This is a genomic window from Rhodanobacter sp. OK091 (assembly GCF_900142825.1).
Lineage (GTDB): Bacteria > Pseudomonadota > Gammaproteobacteria > Xanthomonadales > Rhodanobacteraceae > Rhodanobacter.
In genome coordinates this window covers 50,082-66,511 of record NZ_FRCH01000003.1, presented here as the reverse complement: position 1 = coordinate 66,511, position 16,430 = coordinate 50,082, and the positions used below count along the sequence as shown (strand labels likewise).

11 protein-coding genes are annotated in these 16,430 nt (G+C 64.4%); 2 read left to right on the top strand and 9 right to left on the bottom strand.

Features of this window, described 5'->3' with window-relative positions; genetic code table 11:
- The 9 genes from BUA26_RS14975 to BUA26_RS14935 all read right to left on the bottom strand — a co-directional run bounded on the left by BUA26_RS14975 (position 1) and on the right by BUA26_RS14935 (position 13,549).
- Entirely contained in the window at positions 1-1,254 is a 1,254-nt protein-coding gene (locus BUA26_RS14975) for an ABC transporter permease (RefSeq protein WP_072761688.1), read from the bottom strand.
- Positions 1,255-1,344: 90 nt separating this feature from the next.
- Positions 1,345-2,670 carry an ABC transporter permease gene (locus tag BUA26_RS14970; protein ID WP_072761687.1) on the bottom strand — a complete coding sequence of 442 codons (1,326 nt, stop codon included), beginning with the start codon at positions 2,668-2,670 and terminating at the stop codon, positions 1,345-1,347.
- Between the two features lie 66 nt (positions 2,671-2,736).
- A complete protein-coding gene (locus BUA26_RS14965; RefSeq protein ID WP_072761958.1) occupies positions 2,737-3,945 on the bottom strand; it encodes an ABC transporter permease in 1,209 nt (402 codons plus the stop codon).
- A gap of 40 nt (positions 3,946-3,985) precedes the next feature.
- Complete coding sequence (locus BUA26_RS14960; protein WP_072761686.1) at positions 3,986-5,299, bottom strand: ABC transporter permease; 1,314 nt, start codon at positions 5,297-5,299, stop codon at positions 3,986-3,988.
- Positions 5,300-5,383: 84 nt separating this feature from the next.
- Positions 5,384-6,103, bottom strand: coding sequence for an ABC transporter ATP-binding protein (locus BUA26_RS14955; protein WP_072761685.1), 720 nt, complete (start codon positions 6,101-6,103; stop codon positions 5,384-5,386).
- A 157-nt stretch (positions 6,104-6,260) separates the two neighbouring features.
- On the bottom strand, positions 6,261-7,532 hold the full coding sequence (locus BUA26_RS14950; RefSeq protein WP_072761684.1) for an efflux RND transporter periplasmic adaptor subunit: 1,272 nt from the start codon (positions 7,530-7,532) through the stop codon (positions 6,261-6,263).
- A gap of 253 nt (positions 7,533-7,785) precedes the next feature.
- A complete protein-coding gene (locus tag BUA26_RS14945) occupies positions 7,786-10,326 on the bottom strand; it encodes a TonB-dependent receptor (RefSeq protein ID WP_178368610.1) in 2,541 nt (846 codons plus the stop codon).
- A gap of 45 nt (positions 10,327-10,371) precedes the next feature.
- Positions 10,372-12,405, bottom strand: coding sequence for a tetratricopeptide repeat-containing sulfotransferase family protein (locus BUA26_RS14940; RefSeq protein ID WP_072761682.1), 2,034 nt, complete (start codon positions 12,403-12,405; stop codon positions 10,372-10,374).
- A gap of 175 nt (positions 12,406-12,580) precedes the next feature.
- On the bottom strand, positions 12,581-13,549 hold the full coding sequence (locus tag BUA26_RS14935; protein WP_072761681.1) for a potassium channel beta subunit family protein: 969 nt from the start codon (positions 13,547-13,549) through the stop codon (positions 12,581-12,583).
- 148 nt (positions 13,550-13,697) lie between these two features.
- Between BUA26_RS14935 and BUA26_RS14930 the strand changes: the two genes are divergently transcribed.
- Entirely contained in the window at positions 13,698-14,714 is a 1,017-nt protein-coding gene (locus BUA26_RS14930) for an NADPH-dependent aldehyde reductase Ahr (RefSeq protein ID WP_072761680.1), read from the top strand.
- Between the two features lie 122 nt (positions 14,715-14,836).
- On the top strand, positions 14,837-16,429 hold the full coding sequence (locus BUA26_RS14925; RefSeq protein ID WP_072761679.1) for a methyl-accepting chemotaxis protein: 1,593 nt from the start codon (positions 14,837-14,839) through the stop codon (positions 16,427-16,429).
- The last annotated feature ends 1 nt before the right edge of the window (position 16,430 follow it).

Here is a 16,430-nt window from a genome sequence, read left to right as displayed (position 1 = left end):
TCAGACCGCCCGCGTCGCCGTTACCGGCGGCACGTTGGAAGCGCGCCGGGCCGGCACGAACACCGCGCCCTGCCCCAGCGCCAGCACCACCACGATGCCGGTCAGCACGTAGATCACCGGCAGGCGGTCCATCTCGAAGTGCTTCATCAAAAGCAGGTTGAGACCGATCGCCAGCAACAGCCCGATCACTGCCCCGACGCTGGCGATCACCAGGTTCTCCATCTGGAAGTAATGCAGGATGTCGACCTTGCGCGCACCCAGCGCACGCCGCACGCCGATCTGCCGGTGCCGCTGGCCGACCCAGAAACTGGTGAGGCCGACGATGCCGGCGGCGGTGACTGCCAGCAGAATCAGGCACACCACACCCATCAGGATCGCCATGCCGACATCGGCGCGATAGGCCTCCGCACGGATATCGGCGAATGACTTGACGCTGTCGTCGTCGAGTACGCGCATCGGATTCGTCGCGTACAGCGCCGGAGTCGCCGCGTGCATCGCGGCAGCCAGCCGGCCCGGCTTGGCGCGAATCGCGTAGCGCGAGAAATTCGCGTTCAGGCGGGTCGGAGCCAGCGTCGCATTCCACGTGAAGCTGTTGGTCCAGCTGCCCACCCCCGGCACCTGCATGCGCTCGACCAGGCCGACGATGGTGGTCGGCGCGGCATCGCCATTGAGATAGATCACCTTGCCCAGCGCGTCGCCTTTCGGAAACAGCTTGTCGGCGAGCGCCTTGGTCATGATCACGATGGACGGCCCGCGCTGGTCATGCATGGCCTGATGCTGCACGTCGGCTGCGGTGAATGCCCGGCCCGCCACCAGATGCAGGCCAAGCGTGGACAGCACCTGTTCGTCGCTGAAGTAATACGTCGTGCGTGCGTTGCCGGCGCGCAGATCCTTGCCCGGCTGCAGCGCCACCGAGCCGTTCCACGACGAATTGAGCAGCGGCAGCGAGTTGATCGGTGCCACCGAGGCCACGTCCGGCAGACTGCGCAGCGCGGCGAGGTCGGCCTGCTGCATGCTGTCGAGTTTGTCCACGCTGGCCGGGTCGTCGCCGCTGGGCGCGCCCACCCATTGCTGGCTGACAAGAAACAGATTGCTCTCGTCCAGGCCGGTCGGGCGGTTCACTCGCTGGATGCGCTGGCCGATGATGAACACTGCGTTGCAGACGATCGCCAGAGTCAGCGCGATCTGCAGTGCGATCAGCACTACGCCCGCCTTGTGCCGGCGCAATGCCGCGATCATGGGATGCAGAGTCATGTCGATGTTCCTTTTGCACTGCCTGATGGAACCGGCTTTTATTGAGGAGTGCGGCCATGGATGGCCGCTTTCATGCACAGGGATAGCGCGTTAATTGCTTTTGAGCTGCCACGCAGGTTGCACGCGCGAGGCACGGAAGGTGGGATAGAGCCCGGCCAGCGTGGTCGCCACGACGGCAACCAGCAGGGTGAGCGTGAGCAGCGAGAAGTCCAGCCGGGCCAGCGAGGCGATGTCCTTGGGCAGCACCCAGCTCACGCTGGCCACGCCCACGCCGGTCAGCAGCAGGCCCAGCACGCCTCCGGCCAGCCCGATCATGCCGGCCTCGGTAAGGAACTGCGCATAGATCGCCAAGCGCGGCGCCCCCAGCGCGCGGCGCACACCGATCTCGCTGCTGCGGCGCAGGAACTTCGCCAGCAGCAGTCCGGCGGTGTTGACCAGGCAGACGATCAGCAGGCCAAGCGCCACCAGCAGCGATACCTTGGTGTCGCTCGGCACCACCTTCTGCTGATCGAGGAAGGCCGGTACGTCGCGCAGGCGGTTGTTCGGTGCCCAGCCGAAGCGGCCGGCGGTCTGCTGATCCTTCGCGTAGCCATCCAGCCAGGAACGATAGCCACTGACCGCAGCGGCATCGTCCAGCTGCGCCATGTAGGCAATCCAGATGCAGCTGGACCGCTGCAAGCCGACGAAACCCGACTCGGAGGGGATCTCGCTGCAGTTGGTATTGCCGTCGTTGGGCATGCCCATCGCGATGGCGCGCTCGAACGGCACGAACACGTCCTCCACGCCGATCGAGAAGCCGCCGGTGTTCACCACATCGTAGAAGCGCGGCTGCGGATTCCAGTGGCCCAGCACGCCGACCACGCGATAGTCCTTGCCTTCGATGCTGAGCGTGCGGCCGACGCTGTTGACGCCGCCGAACAGCTTGTCGTTGAGCTTGCCGCTGATCACGGCGACGGCGGCGCGCTGGGTATCGTCATCCGCGTTCCAGCCGCTGCCGTAGAGAAACGGCACATCGAGCATCGGGAAGAACTCGCCGTACACCGCATGCCCGCTGACATTGATCGGATGCTTGCTGGCATCGGCCGGCACCACCGACGGCGAGATCTGGTACATCGCCGACTGCAGCTTGGCGCGATGCGCATGCATCAGTGCCATCGCGTCGGTGTAATCCATCGCATTCGGCGGCTCGTTGTCGGCGCTGTCGGGGCCACGGCCCTTCGGTCCCCACATGTCGATCTGCGGCACGAACAGCTTCGACGATTTCCATGGAATCGGATCGCCCGACACCGCCCGGAACACCGACCAGGTGGTCATCGACGCGGCTACACCGAAGCCGATCGCCAGCACCATCAGCGCAGTCAGGCCGGGGCTGCGCTTGAGGCTGCGCAGGGCCAATTCGAGGTAATAGCTGAACATGTGGTTCTCCGTGAGGTTTTGAGCTCCCTCTCCCCAACGACTGCGGGAGGAGAGGGTTTCAAGCCGTCATACCGAACGCGTCGCCTCCACCGGCGACACGTGTGAAGCACGCAGCGCCGGCGCCAGCACTGCACCTTGGCCAAGCAGCAGCAGCGCGACCACGCCGACCGCCACATAGGCCAGCGACAGCCGCGCCATTTCGAACTGGGTCACCATCCACAGGTTGATGCCGATCGCCAGCACCGCGCCCGCGAGCACACCGCCGATGCCGATCAGCAGGTTCTCGGTGAGGAAGTAGTTGAGGATGTCGCCGCGCGTGGCGCCAAGTGCGCGGCGCACGCCGATCTGCTTGCGCCGCTGGCCGACCCAGAAACTGGTCAGCCCCACGATGCCGGCGGCGGTGATCGCCAGCAGCACCACGCTGATGATGCCCATCAGGATCGCCATGCCGAGGTCGCTCTTGTAGAAGCGCTGGCGCACCTGGGCGAACGTCATCACGCCGTCCTTGCGATCGATGATGCGCATGCGGCTCTGCGCATACAGCGCCTTCGTCGCGTCATGCATGGCGGCGGCCAGTTGGCCGGGCTTGGCGCGCACCAGGTACACCGTGCCGTCGTCCAGCAGGCGTGCCGGAATCAGTACGGCGTTGTACGCATAGTCCGGCGTCCTCCGGCTTTGCATATGCGCCTGCAAGGTGTCAGTGATGCCGATGACGGTCGACGGTTTGTTGGCATCGGCCGAAACGTAAATCGTCTTGCCCAGCGCGGATCCGGCCGGGAACAGCCGTTGCGCGAGGTCCTTGCTGATGATCACCTGGGCCGAGGAGAGCCGGTCGCGCGGCTTCTGGCTGCCGATTTCGCTGGCGGTGAAGTTGCGCCCGGCAATCAGCTTCGTGCCCAGCGTCGCCAGGCTGTGCTCGTCGGCAAAGTAGATCGCCGCATCAGTGGTCATCTTGACCTGATCCGGTGCCAGCTTGATGAAGTTGTCCCAGCCGCCGCCGCGCAGCGGGAAACTGTTTGTGGGCGAAGCGTCCTGCACGCTGCCCAGCTGACGCAGTGCGAGCAGGTCGGCCTGCATCTGTATGTCAGTGTGTTGCGGATCGGACTTGTCGGCCCAGTCGCTCCGGATCACGAACAGGTTGCTTTCCTCGACGCCGCTGGGCCGCGAGAGACGCGCCGTGCGCTGCTGGATGATGAACAGTGCATTGCACACGATCGCCAGGGTCAGCGCGATCTGCAGCGCGATCAACACGGTGCCGGCCTTGTGGTGGCGCATCGCGGCGAGGATGGGTTTGATCTGGATCACGGCGGCCTCCTCAGTTCGACTTCAGCTGCCATGCCGGCTGCACTTGCGCAGCACGCCAGGTCGGATAGAACGCGGCCAGCACAGTGGCCACAATGGCCACCAGCAAGGTCAACGCCACCAGGGACAGGTCCAGGTGCGCGAGACGCGCGATGCCCGGATCGAAGATGAGACCCACGCCGAGTATGCCGATCGCGGTCAGCAGCAGGCCAAGCACGCCGCCGGCCAGGCCCACGGTGCCGGCCTCGATCAGGAACTGCTGGTAGATCTCCCGGCGCGGCGCACCCAGTGCGCGACGCACGCCGATCTCCGGCGCACGGCGCATGAACTTGGCCAGCAGCAGGCCGATCGTATTGACCAGACAGATCACGAAGAAACCCAGGGCGACCATCAGCGAGATGCGGCTCTCCGGCGGCACCACCCGTTCTTGCTCCAGCCAGTTCGCGACGTCGCGCAGACGCACATTCGGCGCCCAGTTGAAGCGGCCGGCACGCCGCTGTTCCGCCGCGTAACCGGTCAGGAATTCGCGGTAGTGCTCGGCATCGGCCCTGGTAGGCAGTTCCACCCAGACCGGAATCCACACGCATTCGCCATGCAGCCAGCCTTCGCGGCCGACGCCGTAGCTCGGGATACCACCGCAGTTGTTGCGGCCGGCGGTATCGATCTGCATATCGATCGCACGATTGAACGGCACGTAGAGCTGCACCGGATCGGCGAAACCGTTGCCGCTGAAAAGATCGTAGAAGCGCGGCTGTGGATCCCAGTGCGCCGTGACGCCGACGATGCGGTAGGCATGCCGGTCCAGCATCACTTCGCGGCCCACGCTGTCGGCCCCGCCGAACAGCTGCTGGTTGAGCTCATGGCTGATCACCGCCACCGCGGCACGCCCGTCGTCGTCGCCGGCATGCCAGGCACCGCCGTATTCGAACGGCACCTCGAACATGCCGAAGAAGTCGGCATTGGTGGCATAGCCGTTCGCGGTGAACGGCACGCTCTGGCTGCCTTCCGGCAAGACCGATGGCGCCACTTCGTAGAACAGCGTCTGATGCGCGGCCTTGTGCGCTTTGATCAGTGCCGTCGCATCGGTGTAGCTGAGCGCTTCCGGCGGCTCGCCCTGGTCGTTGTACTGCGGTCCGCGGTTGTCGACCAGCGCCGTATAGAGCTGCGCCGACTTGTCCGGAATCGGATTGCCCGACACCGCGCGGAAGACCGAGTACGTGATCATCGAAGCCGCCACGCCGAAGCCGATCGCCATCACCATCAACGCCGTCAGCACCGGATTGCGGCGCAAGCTGCGAAGACCAAGTTGGAAGTAGTAGGCGAACATTGCTGCGGAGACTCTCCGAAAAATGGTGGTGCTTCGTCACATGGCACGTAGGGCGTCTATGAGGACGCCCTCATGGCAGTTCGCTCAGGCGTTTGTGCCGGTATGCTCCGCATGCACGACGTGGAAACGCGGATCCTCGGACAGATCCACCACCTGGCCGTCGATGATGTGTACGTTGCGCTGTGCGCGCGCTGCCAGCTCGGGGTCATGCGTAACCATCACGATGGTGGCGCCTTCGCGATGGATGTCCTCGAGCAGTTCGAGCACGCTGCGCGCCATCTGCGTGTCCAGGTTGCCGGTCGGCTCATCCGCCAGCAGCAGGCGCGGCGAACCGGCCAGCGCACGGGCGATCGCCACGCGCTGCTGCTGACCGCCGGACAGTTCCGCCGGATAGTGCTTGGCACGCGAGGCCAGGCCGACGCGCTCGAGCGAATCCATGATGCGCTGCTTGCGCTCGGCGGCCTTCATGCCGCGGTAGCGCAGCGGCACTTCGATGTTGTCGAACACGTTGAGGTCGGGGATCAGGTTGAACGCCTGGAAGATGAAGCCGATCTTCTCGTTGCGGATCTTCGAGCGGGCGTTGTCGTTGAGGTTGCTCACCTCGATGCCGTCGAGGTGGTACTCGCCGCCGCTGAACGTCTCCAGCAGGCCGGCAATGGTCAGGAAGGTGGTCTTGCCCGAACCGGACGGACCGGTGACGGCGACGAACTCGCCCTCTTTCACGTCGATGTTGAAATCGCGCAGCGCATAGGTCTCCACCACTTCGGTGCGGTAGACCTTGGACAGGTGGGTCATCTTCAGCATGGTTGTTCCTCGGTGGTGGTGGTGGTGGTTTCTTGAACCCCTCTCCCACTAGGAGAGGGGTTGGGGTGAGGGTTCGGCCTTGCGAAAAGTTACGCGCAAGCCCCGCACCCTCATCCGCCCTTTGGGCACCTTCTCCCAAAGGGAGAAGGCAAAAACATCAGTTGCTGATCGCGACGGTCGCCGCGCTCTTGAAGCTGTCGGTGCCGGAGATCACGATGCGGTCGCCTTCCTTCAGGCCATCGAGGATCTCCACTTTGTCGATACTCGAGGTACCGACGCGGATCGGGGTTTTCGTGGCGATGCCGTCGCGCACCACATAGGCGTAGCTGCCGCCGGATTCGTCGACGAACGAGCCGCGCTGCACGGTCAGCACGTTGTCGCGCTTGTCCAGCAGCACGCGCACCGACAGACGCTGGTTCTGCCGCAACTGTTTCGGCGTTTCACCGTCGAAGCGCAGGCGCGCAGCCACCTGGCCATTCACCACTTCCGGCGAGATCGCACTGACCAGGCCTTTCCAGACGTGGCCGTTGCCGCTGATTTCACCGGCCATGCCGATGCCCAGATCGCGTGCAAAGCTTTCCGGCACCTGCATCTCCACCTGCAGCGCGGACAGGTCGATCACGCTGAGCAGTTGGGCGTCCTTGGCCACCGTAGCGCGTTCGGCGATGAAGAGCTGGCCGACCTGACCATCGACCGGCGATTTCACATTGAGGTCGTCGACCTGGCGCTGCAGATCCTTGACCAGCAGGAGCTGGCGCTCGTGCGCGAGTTTCTTGGACTGGATGTCGAAGTTGAGGCTGTCGTTGTCGAGGCCGAGGTTGGCCTTGGCGTGCGTGGTGGCGATTTTCGACTTGTCCAACGCGTCCTTGGCCTTGTCCACATCCATGCTGGACACCGCGCCCTTGCCGAACGCCTTGTGGTAACGATCGAGGTTGCGGTCGGCGGTGGTCTGATCGATGACGGCGTTGTCGTAGGTTTCCTGTAGCGCGGAACGTTGCTTGCGCGCGTCGATCTGCGCGCGCCGGTATTCCACTTCCATTGCATCGGCGTTGCTTTGTTCCTGCGCCAGCTTGTTGGTCAGTTCCGGGCTCACGATGGTGGCCAGCACCTGGCCGATCTTCACGGTGTCACCGGCATGCACCTTCAGCGTCACTGCGCCGCCGGAAGTGGCATATAGCGTGGGGCTGACCGCCGCGACCACCTTGCCCTCGGCAGCGATGTCGCGCACGAACTGTCCGCGCTCGACCGTGGCGAAGGCCAGCCGTGAACTGCTCACCGATGCGGAAGCTGAAAACAGCCTCCCTATGCCTGGCGCCAGCCATGCCAGCAGCGCCAGCACGAGCACGCCGGCACCGAGCAGGATCAGCTGGCGCTTGCGGTTGGGTTTGACCTCGACCAGGCGGTCTTGTGCGGAAGTGTCGCGAATCATCGGTGCCGTTCCTGACCGCGGACAGCGCGGTTGCACAGAGATGGTTGCAATCCCTGTGCCACTCGGAAACGGCGTGATAATTTCTTGTTTTTCAATAATTTGGTCGACACGAACGGCATCGCCGGAGTGTCCGCGGACACCGTACGGACAGCCGGACGAACGCGCTTCGAACAGCCGCCGCCGCTATCCCTGAAACACGAAAGGCCCCGGTTCGCACCGGGGCCTTTCATCCCAGACGGACAAGCACTCGCGCCTAGAACTCCTGCTTGAAGCGGATACCGAACGTGCGCGGCTGGCTGAAGCCGGTATAGACCTGCCCGTTCGGATACTGCGCCACGACATTGTGGGCACCGCAAACCGTCACGCCGCACTCGGTGAACTTGTACAAGGCTCCCCGCTTGTCGAACACGTTGTCGACGTAAGCGTCCACCGACCAGCTGCCATGCTGGATGCCCGCGGAAAGATCGACGGAGTTGTACGCAGGCAGATCGCCGAGCAGGCCGCGTTCAAGCAGCCGCAAGTCGGTCGTACGCCGTCCCACATGCACGAATGCCGCCTGGACGAAGGCATCGCTACCGCCCAGGGTGAAGGTGTAGCGCGCGACCAGGTTGCCCTTGAAGCGGGGCGTGATCGGCAACTGGGTACCCTTCGGCGCCAGCGGTCCGGTCACGACAGCGCCGGTGGACTGGTTGATCGTGCCGGGGGGGCAGTAGGTGACCGCATTGCCGTTGGCGTCGGTGAATCCGCAATAGTTCGCGGTCAGCTTGGCGTCGTACAGCGCGATGCCTGTGCTGAGATTCAGGTTGTAGGTGGCCTGCCAGTTCAGCTGCGACTCGAATCCGTCGATGCGGGCCGAGTTGGCGTTCTTGATCTGGGTAAGGCCATTCGCGCCGAGGATGTTGAACTGGAAATCGTTCCATTTCTCGCGGAACACCGCGCCGTTGAACGACAACCGGTTGTCGAACCAGGAGGTCTTCCAACCGAGCTCGAGATTGGTCAGGAAATCCGCCTGGTAAGGCGGCAACTGGCCGGCACGGTTGACGCCACCCGGCCGGAAGCCTTCGGAGCGGGTGATGTACACCATCTTGGTAGGCGTGATGTTCCAGGTCAGATTGACCTTGCTCAGGGAGCCGCTTTCCTTCACGGACTTGTTGAAGTCCAGGCACGGGGCGCCGGCGAACGGATTGGGCGAAATGCAGCCGGCCTCGCCGTAACTCGAATTCGGCGAGAAGCCCTTGCTGAAGCCGTAGAAGCCGTACAGATTATTGTTGGTGCGGAAATAACGCTCACCGACCGTGCCGGTAAGCACGTCGGGAATGATGTCGTAGGACAGTTCGCCGAACACGGACTTGTCGCGATCGTAGCGCATCTGCCGGGTCAGCCAGATCGTGTTGGGCCAGCCGGCGACCGACAGCGAGGTGGCCAGGTTGTTGATCTGGTAGTCCTGCAAGATGTCGTGCTTCTGTTTCTGCCAGAACGCACCGGCGACCAGTCGCAGGCGATCGTCGCTGGGCGACGCGATGCGCAGCTCGTGGCTGCTGTTGGTGTAGCGATCCCGGTCGCTGATGAACTCGGACGGATTGATCAGCTTGCCGCTGTTGTCGTTGATGTAGGCGCCGTAGGAAAGCAGCGTGTCGTACCAGAACGAATAATCGTTGTAGTCGGTCGCCTCTTCCTGGTTGCGTTTGAGATGCGCATAGGCATAGGTCAGGTCGAAGTTGCCGATCTTGCCCTGCACGGTCAGCGCGCCCTGCCACCAGCGGTCGTTGACGCGCTCGGGGTAGAAGTGGGTCACCGCCAGATCGCCCACGGCAGGATCGCTGGCAAAACTGCCGTGCGAGATCGTCTGCTGCCCCATCACGGTCGGGGTGATCGACCAGCTGTCGTTGAGATCGACTTTCAGCGCGGCGCGGGCACCGTTGGTGTTGGCGTCGTTGTAGTGCTTCCTGGCGTGTCCGAAACATTCCAGCATCGGGCCCGGCGTGCAGTTGTCGGCGTTGCTGACGGTAATGCCGGAAACCGGGAACGTGCGCGAACCGGCCTGGTTGTCGATGTAGCCCGCGTCGTGCTCGCGCCAGCCCACGATGCGTACCGCCGCACTCTTGCTGATCGGGATGTTGAGCATGCCTTCGGCGGTGAAGCCGATGCCGCCGTGCGCCACCTTGTTGACGCCGAGCGCGTAATTCGCCGCAAAGCTGCTGGGATCGGGCTTGTTGGTGATGATGCGCAGGGCGCCTGCCTCGGCGCTCGCGCCGTACAACGTTCCTTGCGGGCCGGCCAGCACTTCGATGCGGGCGATGTCGTACATGTGGATGTCGAGCGGGCCCTGGATCGTGGTGACCGGCTGGTCGTCGAGGTACACGCCGACGCTCGGCTGGGATCCGGAATGGTTGGTGTTGCCGCCGCTGGCCACGCCACGCATGTAGATGGTGGCGAAGCCGGGACCGGTGGCGATGCCGCCGCCGCCCTGCTGGAAGGTGACGCTGGGCAGATACTTCACGTAGTCGTTGAAGTTCTGCACATGAAGCGCCTCGAGCTGGTCCGTCTCCAGCACGTTGATGCTGATCGGCACCTTCTGCAGATTCTCGGTGCGTTTCTGCGCGGTCACGTTCACCACGCTCAGCGTCGTGGTCTTCGATTTTGTCGCCGGTGTCGCGGTCGATGCTCCGGCCTGCCCCGCATCCTGCGCTAAGGCCGGCGCGGCCATGGCCAGACAGATCGCCGCCGCAAGCGGCAACCTGGCCAACCTGACCCGTTGCGCCCCCGTGATCTGTTTGAATCTATTCGTGTGCATAAGCCCTCCCCTCTAAAGTCCACGACTATCCATCGGATTCCGCCATTACTCCAATACCGGCACCTCCGGGTAGCTCTCCAGCACGGGCCCCAACGCCGATGCCAGAGGTCCCAACCATGGTGCGTAATGACGCCAGTGATCCACTCCCTCGCGGTAGATCGGCTGGCGCACCTGTTCCGAGCTGGCCGTGCGTACCGGCCGCGGATTCTGGAAGAACCGCAGGCACGACTCCTCGAACGGCAAGCCACAATACTCAAGCAGGCGACGCACCTCGCCCTCGGTGTCGTCGACCATGCGCTCATACACGACGCGGTGGACGCGCCCGGGCAGCACGGCGTCGAAATGCGCCATCAGCGCCACGTAGTCGCGGTAGTAGCGCCCTACGTCCTGCAAGTCGTAGCTGAAGCTCTGCCCGCGCGCGAAATGCTGCTTGAAGGCCGAAAAGCAGCAGGCCAGCGGGTGGCGGCGCGCATCGATGATCTTCGCGTTCGGCAGCATCAGATGGATCAGGCCGACGTGCATGAAGTTGTTCGGCATCTTGTCGATGAACAGCGGCGCCGAGGTCTTGCGCTGGATCCGGGTGTGAGCGAGGTAGCGTTCGCCCAGCGCGCGCAGGGCATCGGCATCGAGCGCCTCCAGCGCGCCGTGGTAGGGCATGGCGCTGTCGGCGTCGCCCTGCATGCGCAGCAGACGCGTGATCGAGGTGACCTCGGGCAGCTCCATCGTGCCCTCGACCTGGCTGTGGCTGGACAGGATCTGCTCGATCAAGGTGGAGCCGGCACGCGGCAGCCCGACCACGAAGATCGGATCATGCGCCGGACTGCCGGCACCCGCACGGGCGGCAAAAAAGTCGGAGGTGTAGTGCGCGCGGATGTAGCGCACCCGCGCACTGGTGTCATCGGCGCTGTAGTGCAATTGCCCATGGCGGATCGCATTGCCCTGGGCGTAATGCCGGAAGGACGGCTCGTACTCGCCGGCGTCTTCCAGCGCCTTGCCGACGGCAAACTCCAGATGCAGGCGATCATCTTCTGCCAGATCATCCTCAGCAAGATCCGCACGCGCCAGCTGCCGGCGCATCGCGGCAAGCTCGTCAGCGCTGAAGCGGAAGGTCTTCAGATTGGCCAGGCTCCACCAGACTTCGCCGAATGACGGCTCGAGCTCCAGGCTGCGGCGATAGGCGGCAATGGCGCGATCCGTGTGCCCGGCGGTTTTCAGCGCATGGCCATAGCTCACCCACACTTTCGCATTGCGCGGGTAGTGCTCCAGCAAGTCGGCATAGATGCGGATGGCGGGCTCGTAGTCGCCGATCCGGCACAACACCACCGCCTTGAGATTGCGGCAGCCCAGATGCCCCGGATCGGCCGCCAGCAATTGCTCGATCTGGACCAGCGCCTGTTCCGGCTGATTACTGCGATGCAAAACCAGTGCGTAGTTCTGGCGCGCTGCCTGGAAACTGGGAGCCAGTTCCAGGCAGCGCTCGAGCAGATGCAGCGCGTCCTCGTTGCGGCCCAGCCGGGCAGCGACCTCGGCGAACATGCGGATCGCCGCCACATCCGTCGGCGCCTGCTTCAGGTGCTCGCGCAACAAAGCCTCGGCCTCGGGGATGCGGTTCTCGACCAGGGCGACGGCAGCTGTCAGCAAGCGCGGATCGCGCGTGGAGTAACGCACGTGGCTGGCGTACGCCGCGTCCGCCGCTTCCTGTTCGCCGGCCGCCATCAGATGGTCGCCGAGCGCGCGCCAGGCTTGCGGCAGATCGGGCTTCAGCGCCACCGCACGGCGCAACGCCTGGATCGCTTCCTGCCCTCGCCCGCGGTCGCCCAGAGCCAGCCCCAGGTCGAAATGGATCATGGCCCAGTTCGGCTGGGCCTGCGCCAGGGGAATCAGGATGTCGAGCGCGCCCTGCATGTCTCCCTGCAGTGAGCGCGCGGCGGCCAGCAACTGCAGCGCGGCCGGATGACCCGGCGCCACCTGCAGAATCTCGTCCAGCTGTTCGACTGCCAGTACCGGATCCCGCTCCAGCAGGCGTGCCGCATGGGTCAGAGCCTGTTCCAGCGTGCCGCTGGCTGTCATCCCCGTCACGGCCGACCTCGCCGTGACAATGCGCCCTGCCCGTACGGATCGAGGCTGGTGCGGCACAACCGGGGCACAGCGCGTTGCATGGACGGCAGCAGCTCCTCACGGGGTATCGCCGCAATCTACAACTGAATCCGACCGGTAGATAGTAGGTGTCGGCAAAAGTGTCGGGCAAGCGCGCTCAGCCCGCCTCGACCACCTGCTGGATTCGCTGCGCGATCGACGCATCCAGCCGGGGCAACAGCTCCAGGGCATCCAGGTTCTGCTCCAATTGTTCGCGCCGGCTGGCACCCAGCATCACCGTGGAGACGTGCGGATTGAGCAGGCACCAGGCGATCGCCAGTTGCGCCAGGCTGGTGCCCAGCTCATCGGCGACCGGCTGCAGAGCGCGCACCTTGCCGATCCGCTCCTTGCTCAGCGCGCTCTCGCGCAGCCACTCGTAACCGGGCTGGGTCAGCCGTGAATCGGCCGGCACGCCGTCGTTGTACTTACCGCTCAGCAGCCCTGACGCCAGCGGCGACCAGATCGTGGTACCCATGCCGTAGGCCTCGTACAACGGCGCGTATTCCACTTCCACCCGTTCGCGGTGCAGCAGGTTGTACTCGGGCTGTTCCATCACCGGCGCGTACAGATGGTTCTCGCGCGCAATGCGATGCGCCTCGTGGATCGCCTCGGCCGGCCATTCGCTGGTGCCCCAGTACAGCACCTTGCCCTGGCGGATCAGCGTATCCATCGCCGCCACGGTTTCCTCGATCGGCGTGTCCGCATCGGCGCGATGGCAGAAATACAGGTCCAGATAGTCGACGCGCAGGCGCTGCAGCGCCTGCGTGCAAGCCTCCATCACATGCTTGCGCGACAGCCCGCGCTGGGTCGGCAGCGGCTTGTCGACCGCGCCAAAAAACACCTTGCTGGAGACGCAATAGCTGTCGCGCGGAAAGCGCAGGTCGGCCAGCACATCGCCCATCACCTGCTCGGCCACGCCATGGTTGTAGATCTCGGCGTTGTCGAAGAAGTTGACCCCGCGATCGTGCGCCAGCGCCAGCAGCTCGCGCGCCTGTGTGCGACCCACTTGTTTGCCGAAGGTGACCCAGGCGCCGAACGACAGCGCGGACAGTTGCAGGCCGGATTTTCCGAGGCGGCGATAAAGCATGGGGAGGCTCCGGTGGTGGGGAAGACCGGCAGCATGCCAACAGTCGTGCCGCCGCGTCCAATCCCTCGTCGAATTCTTGCGCAGCGGGCACCTGCCGTCATGCGCGCAACGGCGTAGTCTTGAGGTTCCCCTCTCGCCGGAGTCCGTCATGTCAACGATCAAAGGCTGGGCCGTCAATGCCGCCGGTCAACCCCTCGAACCGGCCACGTTCGACGTAGGCGCCCTCGGCGCCGAGGAAGTCGAAGTGACTGTGGACTACTGCGGCATCTGCCATTCGGATCTGTCGATGATCCACAACGAATGGGGCAACGCGCGCTATCCCTTCATCCCCGGCCACGAAGTGATCGGCCGGATCACCGCGCTGGGCGCGCAGGCGAAGGGGCTGAGCGTTGGCCAGCGTGTCGGCATCGGCTGGACCGCGGAAAGCTGCATGCACTGCCGCCCATGTTTGTCCGGCGACCAGAACCTGTGCGCGTCGTCGGTGGCGACCATCGGCGGCCACCACGGCGGTTTCGCCGACAAGGTGCGCGCGCATTGGGCGTGGACGATTCCGCTGCCCGACGGCATCGACCTGGCCAGCGCCGGTCCGCTGCTATGCGGCGGCATAACCGTACTCAAGCCGTTCCTGGCCTATGACATCAAGCCGACGGCGCGAGTCGGCGTGGTCGGCATCGGCGGTCTCGGCCACATGGCGATCAAGTTCGCCGCGGCATGGGGTTGCGAAGTCACCGCGTTCACCTCCACCGCAGCCAAGGCCGACGAGGCGCGCGGCTTCGGTGCGAACCATGTGGTGGCCAGCCGCGACTCCGATGCGATCAAGGCGATCGCCGGCACGCTCGACCTGCTGCTGATCACGGTGAACGTGCCGATGGACTGGAACGCGCTGCTCTGGACGCTGGCACCGAAGGGGCGCATGCATGTGGTCGGTGTGGTGCTGGAACCGATCCCGGTGCCCGCCTTCGCGCTGATCGCCGGCCAGCGGGATGTCTCCGGCTCGCCCAGCGGCTCGCCGGTCGATATCGCCCGCATGCTGGACTTCGCCGCCCGCCACGACATCCGCCCGCAGGTGGAGATGTTCCCGATGGCCAAGGTCAATGAGGCACTCAAGCACCTCGCGGATGGCAAGGCACGCTACCGCATCGTGCTGGAGGCTGAAGGCCGCTGATCAACGCCGGGATTGCAGCCCTGGCCCTCTTTAAGCCAGCCATCTTAAAGATCGAGCGCGGCGAGCCGATACGAGTAAGCGGTCATTGATTCCAATGGGCGCTTGCTCGGTAATTCGCTGCCATGATTTTACGTTTTCGTGATCTTCGCATCGCCGTCAGACTCGGTCTGCTCGGTGCACTCATGCTTGCTGCAACGATCATCGTGGCCGTGGGAGGTTGGCAGGGCCTGACCAAGACCCACGCACTCGAGCTCAGCTCGAGGCAGAAAATGGCCGCTTTCGCCACGGCGGTAGATACCGCGCGAGTGGCGCAGGTGGGCTTCAAGAAGCAGGTGCAGGAGTGGAAGGACCTCCTGCTGCGTGGCGGTGACCCTTCGTCCTTCCAGAAATACCGTAGTGCCTTCACCGACGACAGCGATAAGGTGAGCGCTGATCTTGCGGCTCTCAAAGATCAGATGGCGAAGCTCGGAATTTCCACGGCTGGAGTGGAAACTGCCATCGCCACACATGCCGATCTGCAGACCAAATATCTGGCGGCACTCGCACACTACGACACCAAGGATCCGGCCACGGCACATGTGGTCGATGGCCTCGTCAAAGGCATCGACCGCCCGCCGACCGCTGCCATCGACGATCTCGTGGCCGCGATGAAGAGGAGCTCTGCCGCGGCATCCGCTCTTGTCGATATTGAAAGCGACAAGACCGCGCGCGGTGCGCTCCGCCTTCTCGTTTCCGCTTCGGTGTGCGCGCTGCTCGCCGGCGCGCTCGCCACCTGGCTGTTGACGCACAGCATCACCGTGCCGATCGGCCGAGCGGTCAAGCTGGCGCAAGCCGTTGCACAAGGAAATTTGTCGGAGCAAACAGAGGCGTCCAGCTGCGACGAAACCGGCATGCTGCTGGCCGCCCTCGGCGAAATGAGCGACCAATTGCAGCGCGTAGTCGGCGCCATTCGAAAAGAATCGTCTGAAATATCCTCGTCGACGCAGCAGATCGCCAAAGGAAACCTCGACCTTTCGGCACGTACGAGCGAGCAGGCGGCCGCGCTGGAAGAAACCGCCGCCACGATGCAGGAATTCACGGAAAGCGTGAGCTTCAATGCCAAAGGCGCGCGGGAGGCAAGTGTCTTGGCGGAGTCGGCGTCGGAGACCGCTCGCCAGAGTAGCGGCGCCATGTCCGAGGCCGTCGCGGCGATGGCGCAGATTCGTGGCGTTTCAAGCCGGATCGCCGAGATCACCGAAATGATGGACCGGCTGGCCACCCAGACACATATTCTGGCGATCAACGCAGCGGTAGAAGCGGCACATGCCGGCGAGGCCGGTCGCGGTTTCGCCATCGTCGCGGGCGAAGTGCAGTCCCTTGCACGCAATTCGCGCGCGGCTTCCGGGCAGATTCGCTCACTCATCGACGAATCGGTCGCCATCGTCGCGAGCGGAACCCAGCGCATCGGTGACGCGGAGTCGATGGTCGGGCAGTTGCTGCGAGGCGTCGACGAGGTTGCCCGGACCGTGGGCGCCATCGCTCGGGGAAGCGTCGAACAAGCCTCGGGAATTCAGCAAGTCAACCGCGCGGTGAGCCAGATGGATCAGGTAACCCAGAATAACGCCGCCCTCGTGGAGGAGGCAGCGGCAGCCGCCGACGCCGTTCAACAGCGCGCGCTTTCTCTCGTGCACAGCGTCGAGTTCTTCAAACTGGCACCCGACGCGAAAGCTGCCTGAC

Bases quoted from the DNA above. Each gene is read 5' to 3' on its own strand.
- BUA26_RS14975 (WP_072761688.1), bottom strand. From the start codon at position 1,254: ATGACTCTGCATCCCATGATCGCGGCATTGCGCCGGCACAAGGCGGGC.
- BUA26_RS14970 (WP_072761687.1), bottom strand. From the start codon at position 2,670: ATGTTCAGCTATTACCTCGAATTGGCCCTGCGCAGCCTCAAGCGCAGC.
- BUA26_RS14965 (WP_072761958.1), bottom strand. From the start codon at position 3,945: ATGCGCCACCACAAGGCCGGCACCGTGTTGATCGCGCTGCAGATCGCG.
- BUA26_RS14960 (WP_072761686.1), bottom strand. From the start codon at position 5,299: ATGTTCGCCTACTACTTCCAACTTGGTCTTCGCAGCTTGCGCCGCAAT.
- BUA26_RS14955 (WP_072761685.1), bottom strand. From the start codon at position 6,103: ATGCTGAAGATGACCCACCTGTCCAAGGTCTACCGCACCGAAGTGGTG.
- BUA26_RS14950 (WP_072761684.1), bottom strand. From the start codon at position 7,532: ATGATTCGCGACACTTCCGCACAAGACCGCCTGGTCGAGGTCAAACCC.
- BUA26_RS14945 (WP_178368610.1), bottom strand. From the start codon at position 10,326: ATGCACACGAATAGATTCAAACAGATCACGGGGGCGCAACGGGTCAGG.
- BUA26_RS14935 (WP_072761681.1), bottom strand. From the start codon at position 13,549: ATGCTTTATCGCCGCCTCGGAAAATCCGGCCTGCAACTGTCCGCGCTG.
- BUA26_RS14930 (WP_072761680.1), top strand. From the start codon at position 13,698: ATGTCAACGATCAAAGGCTGGGCCGTCAATGCCGCCGGTCAACCCCTC.
- BUA26_RS14925 (WP_072761679.1), top strand. From the start codon at position 14,837: ATGATTTTACGTTTTCGTGATCTTCGCATCGCCGTCAGACTCGGTCTG.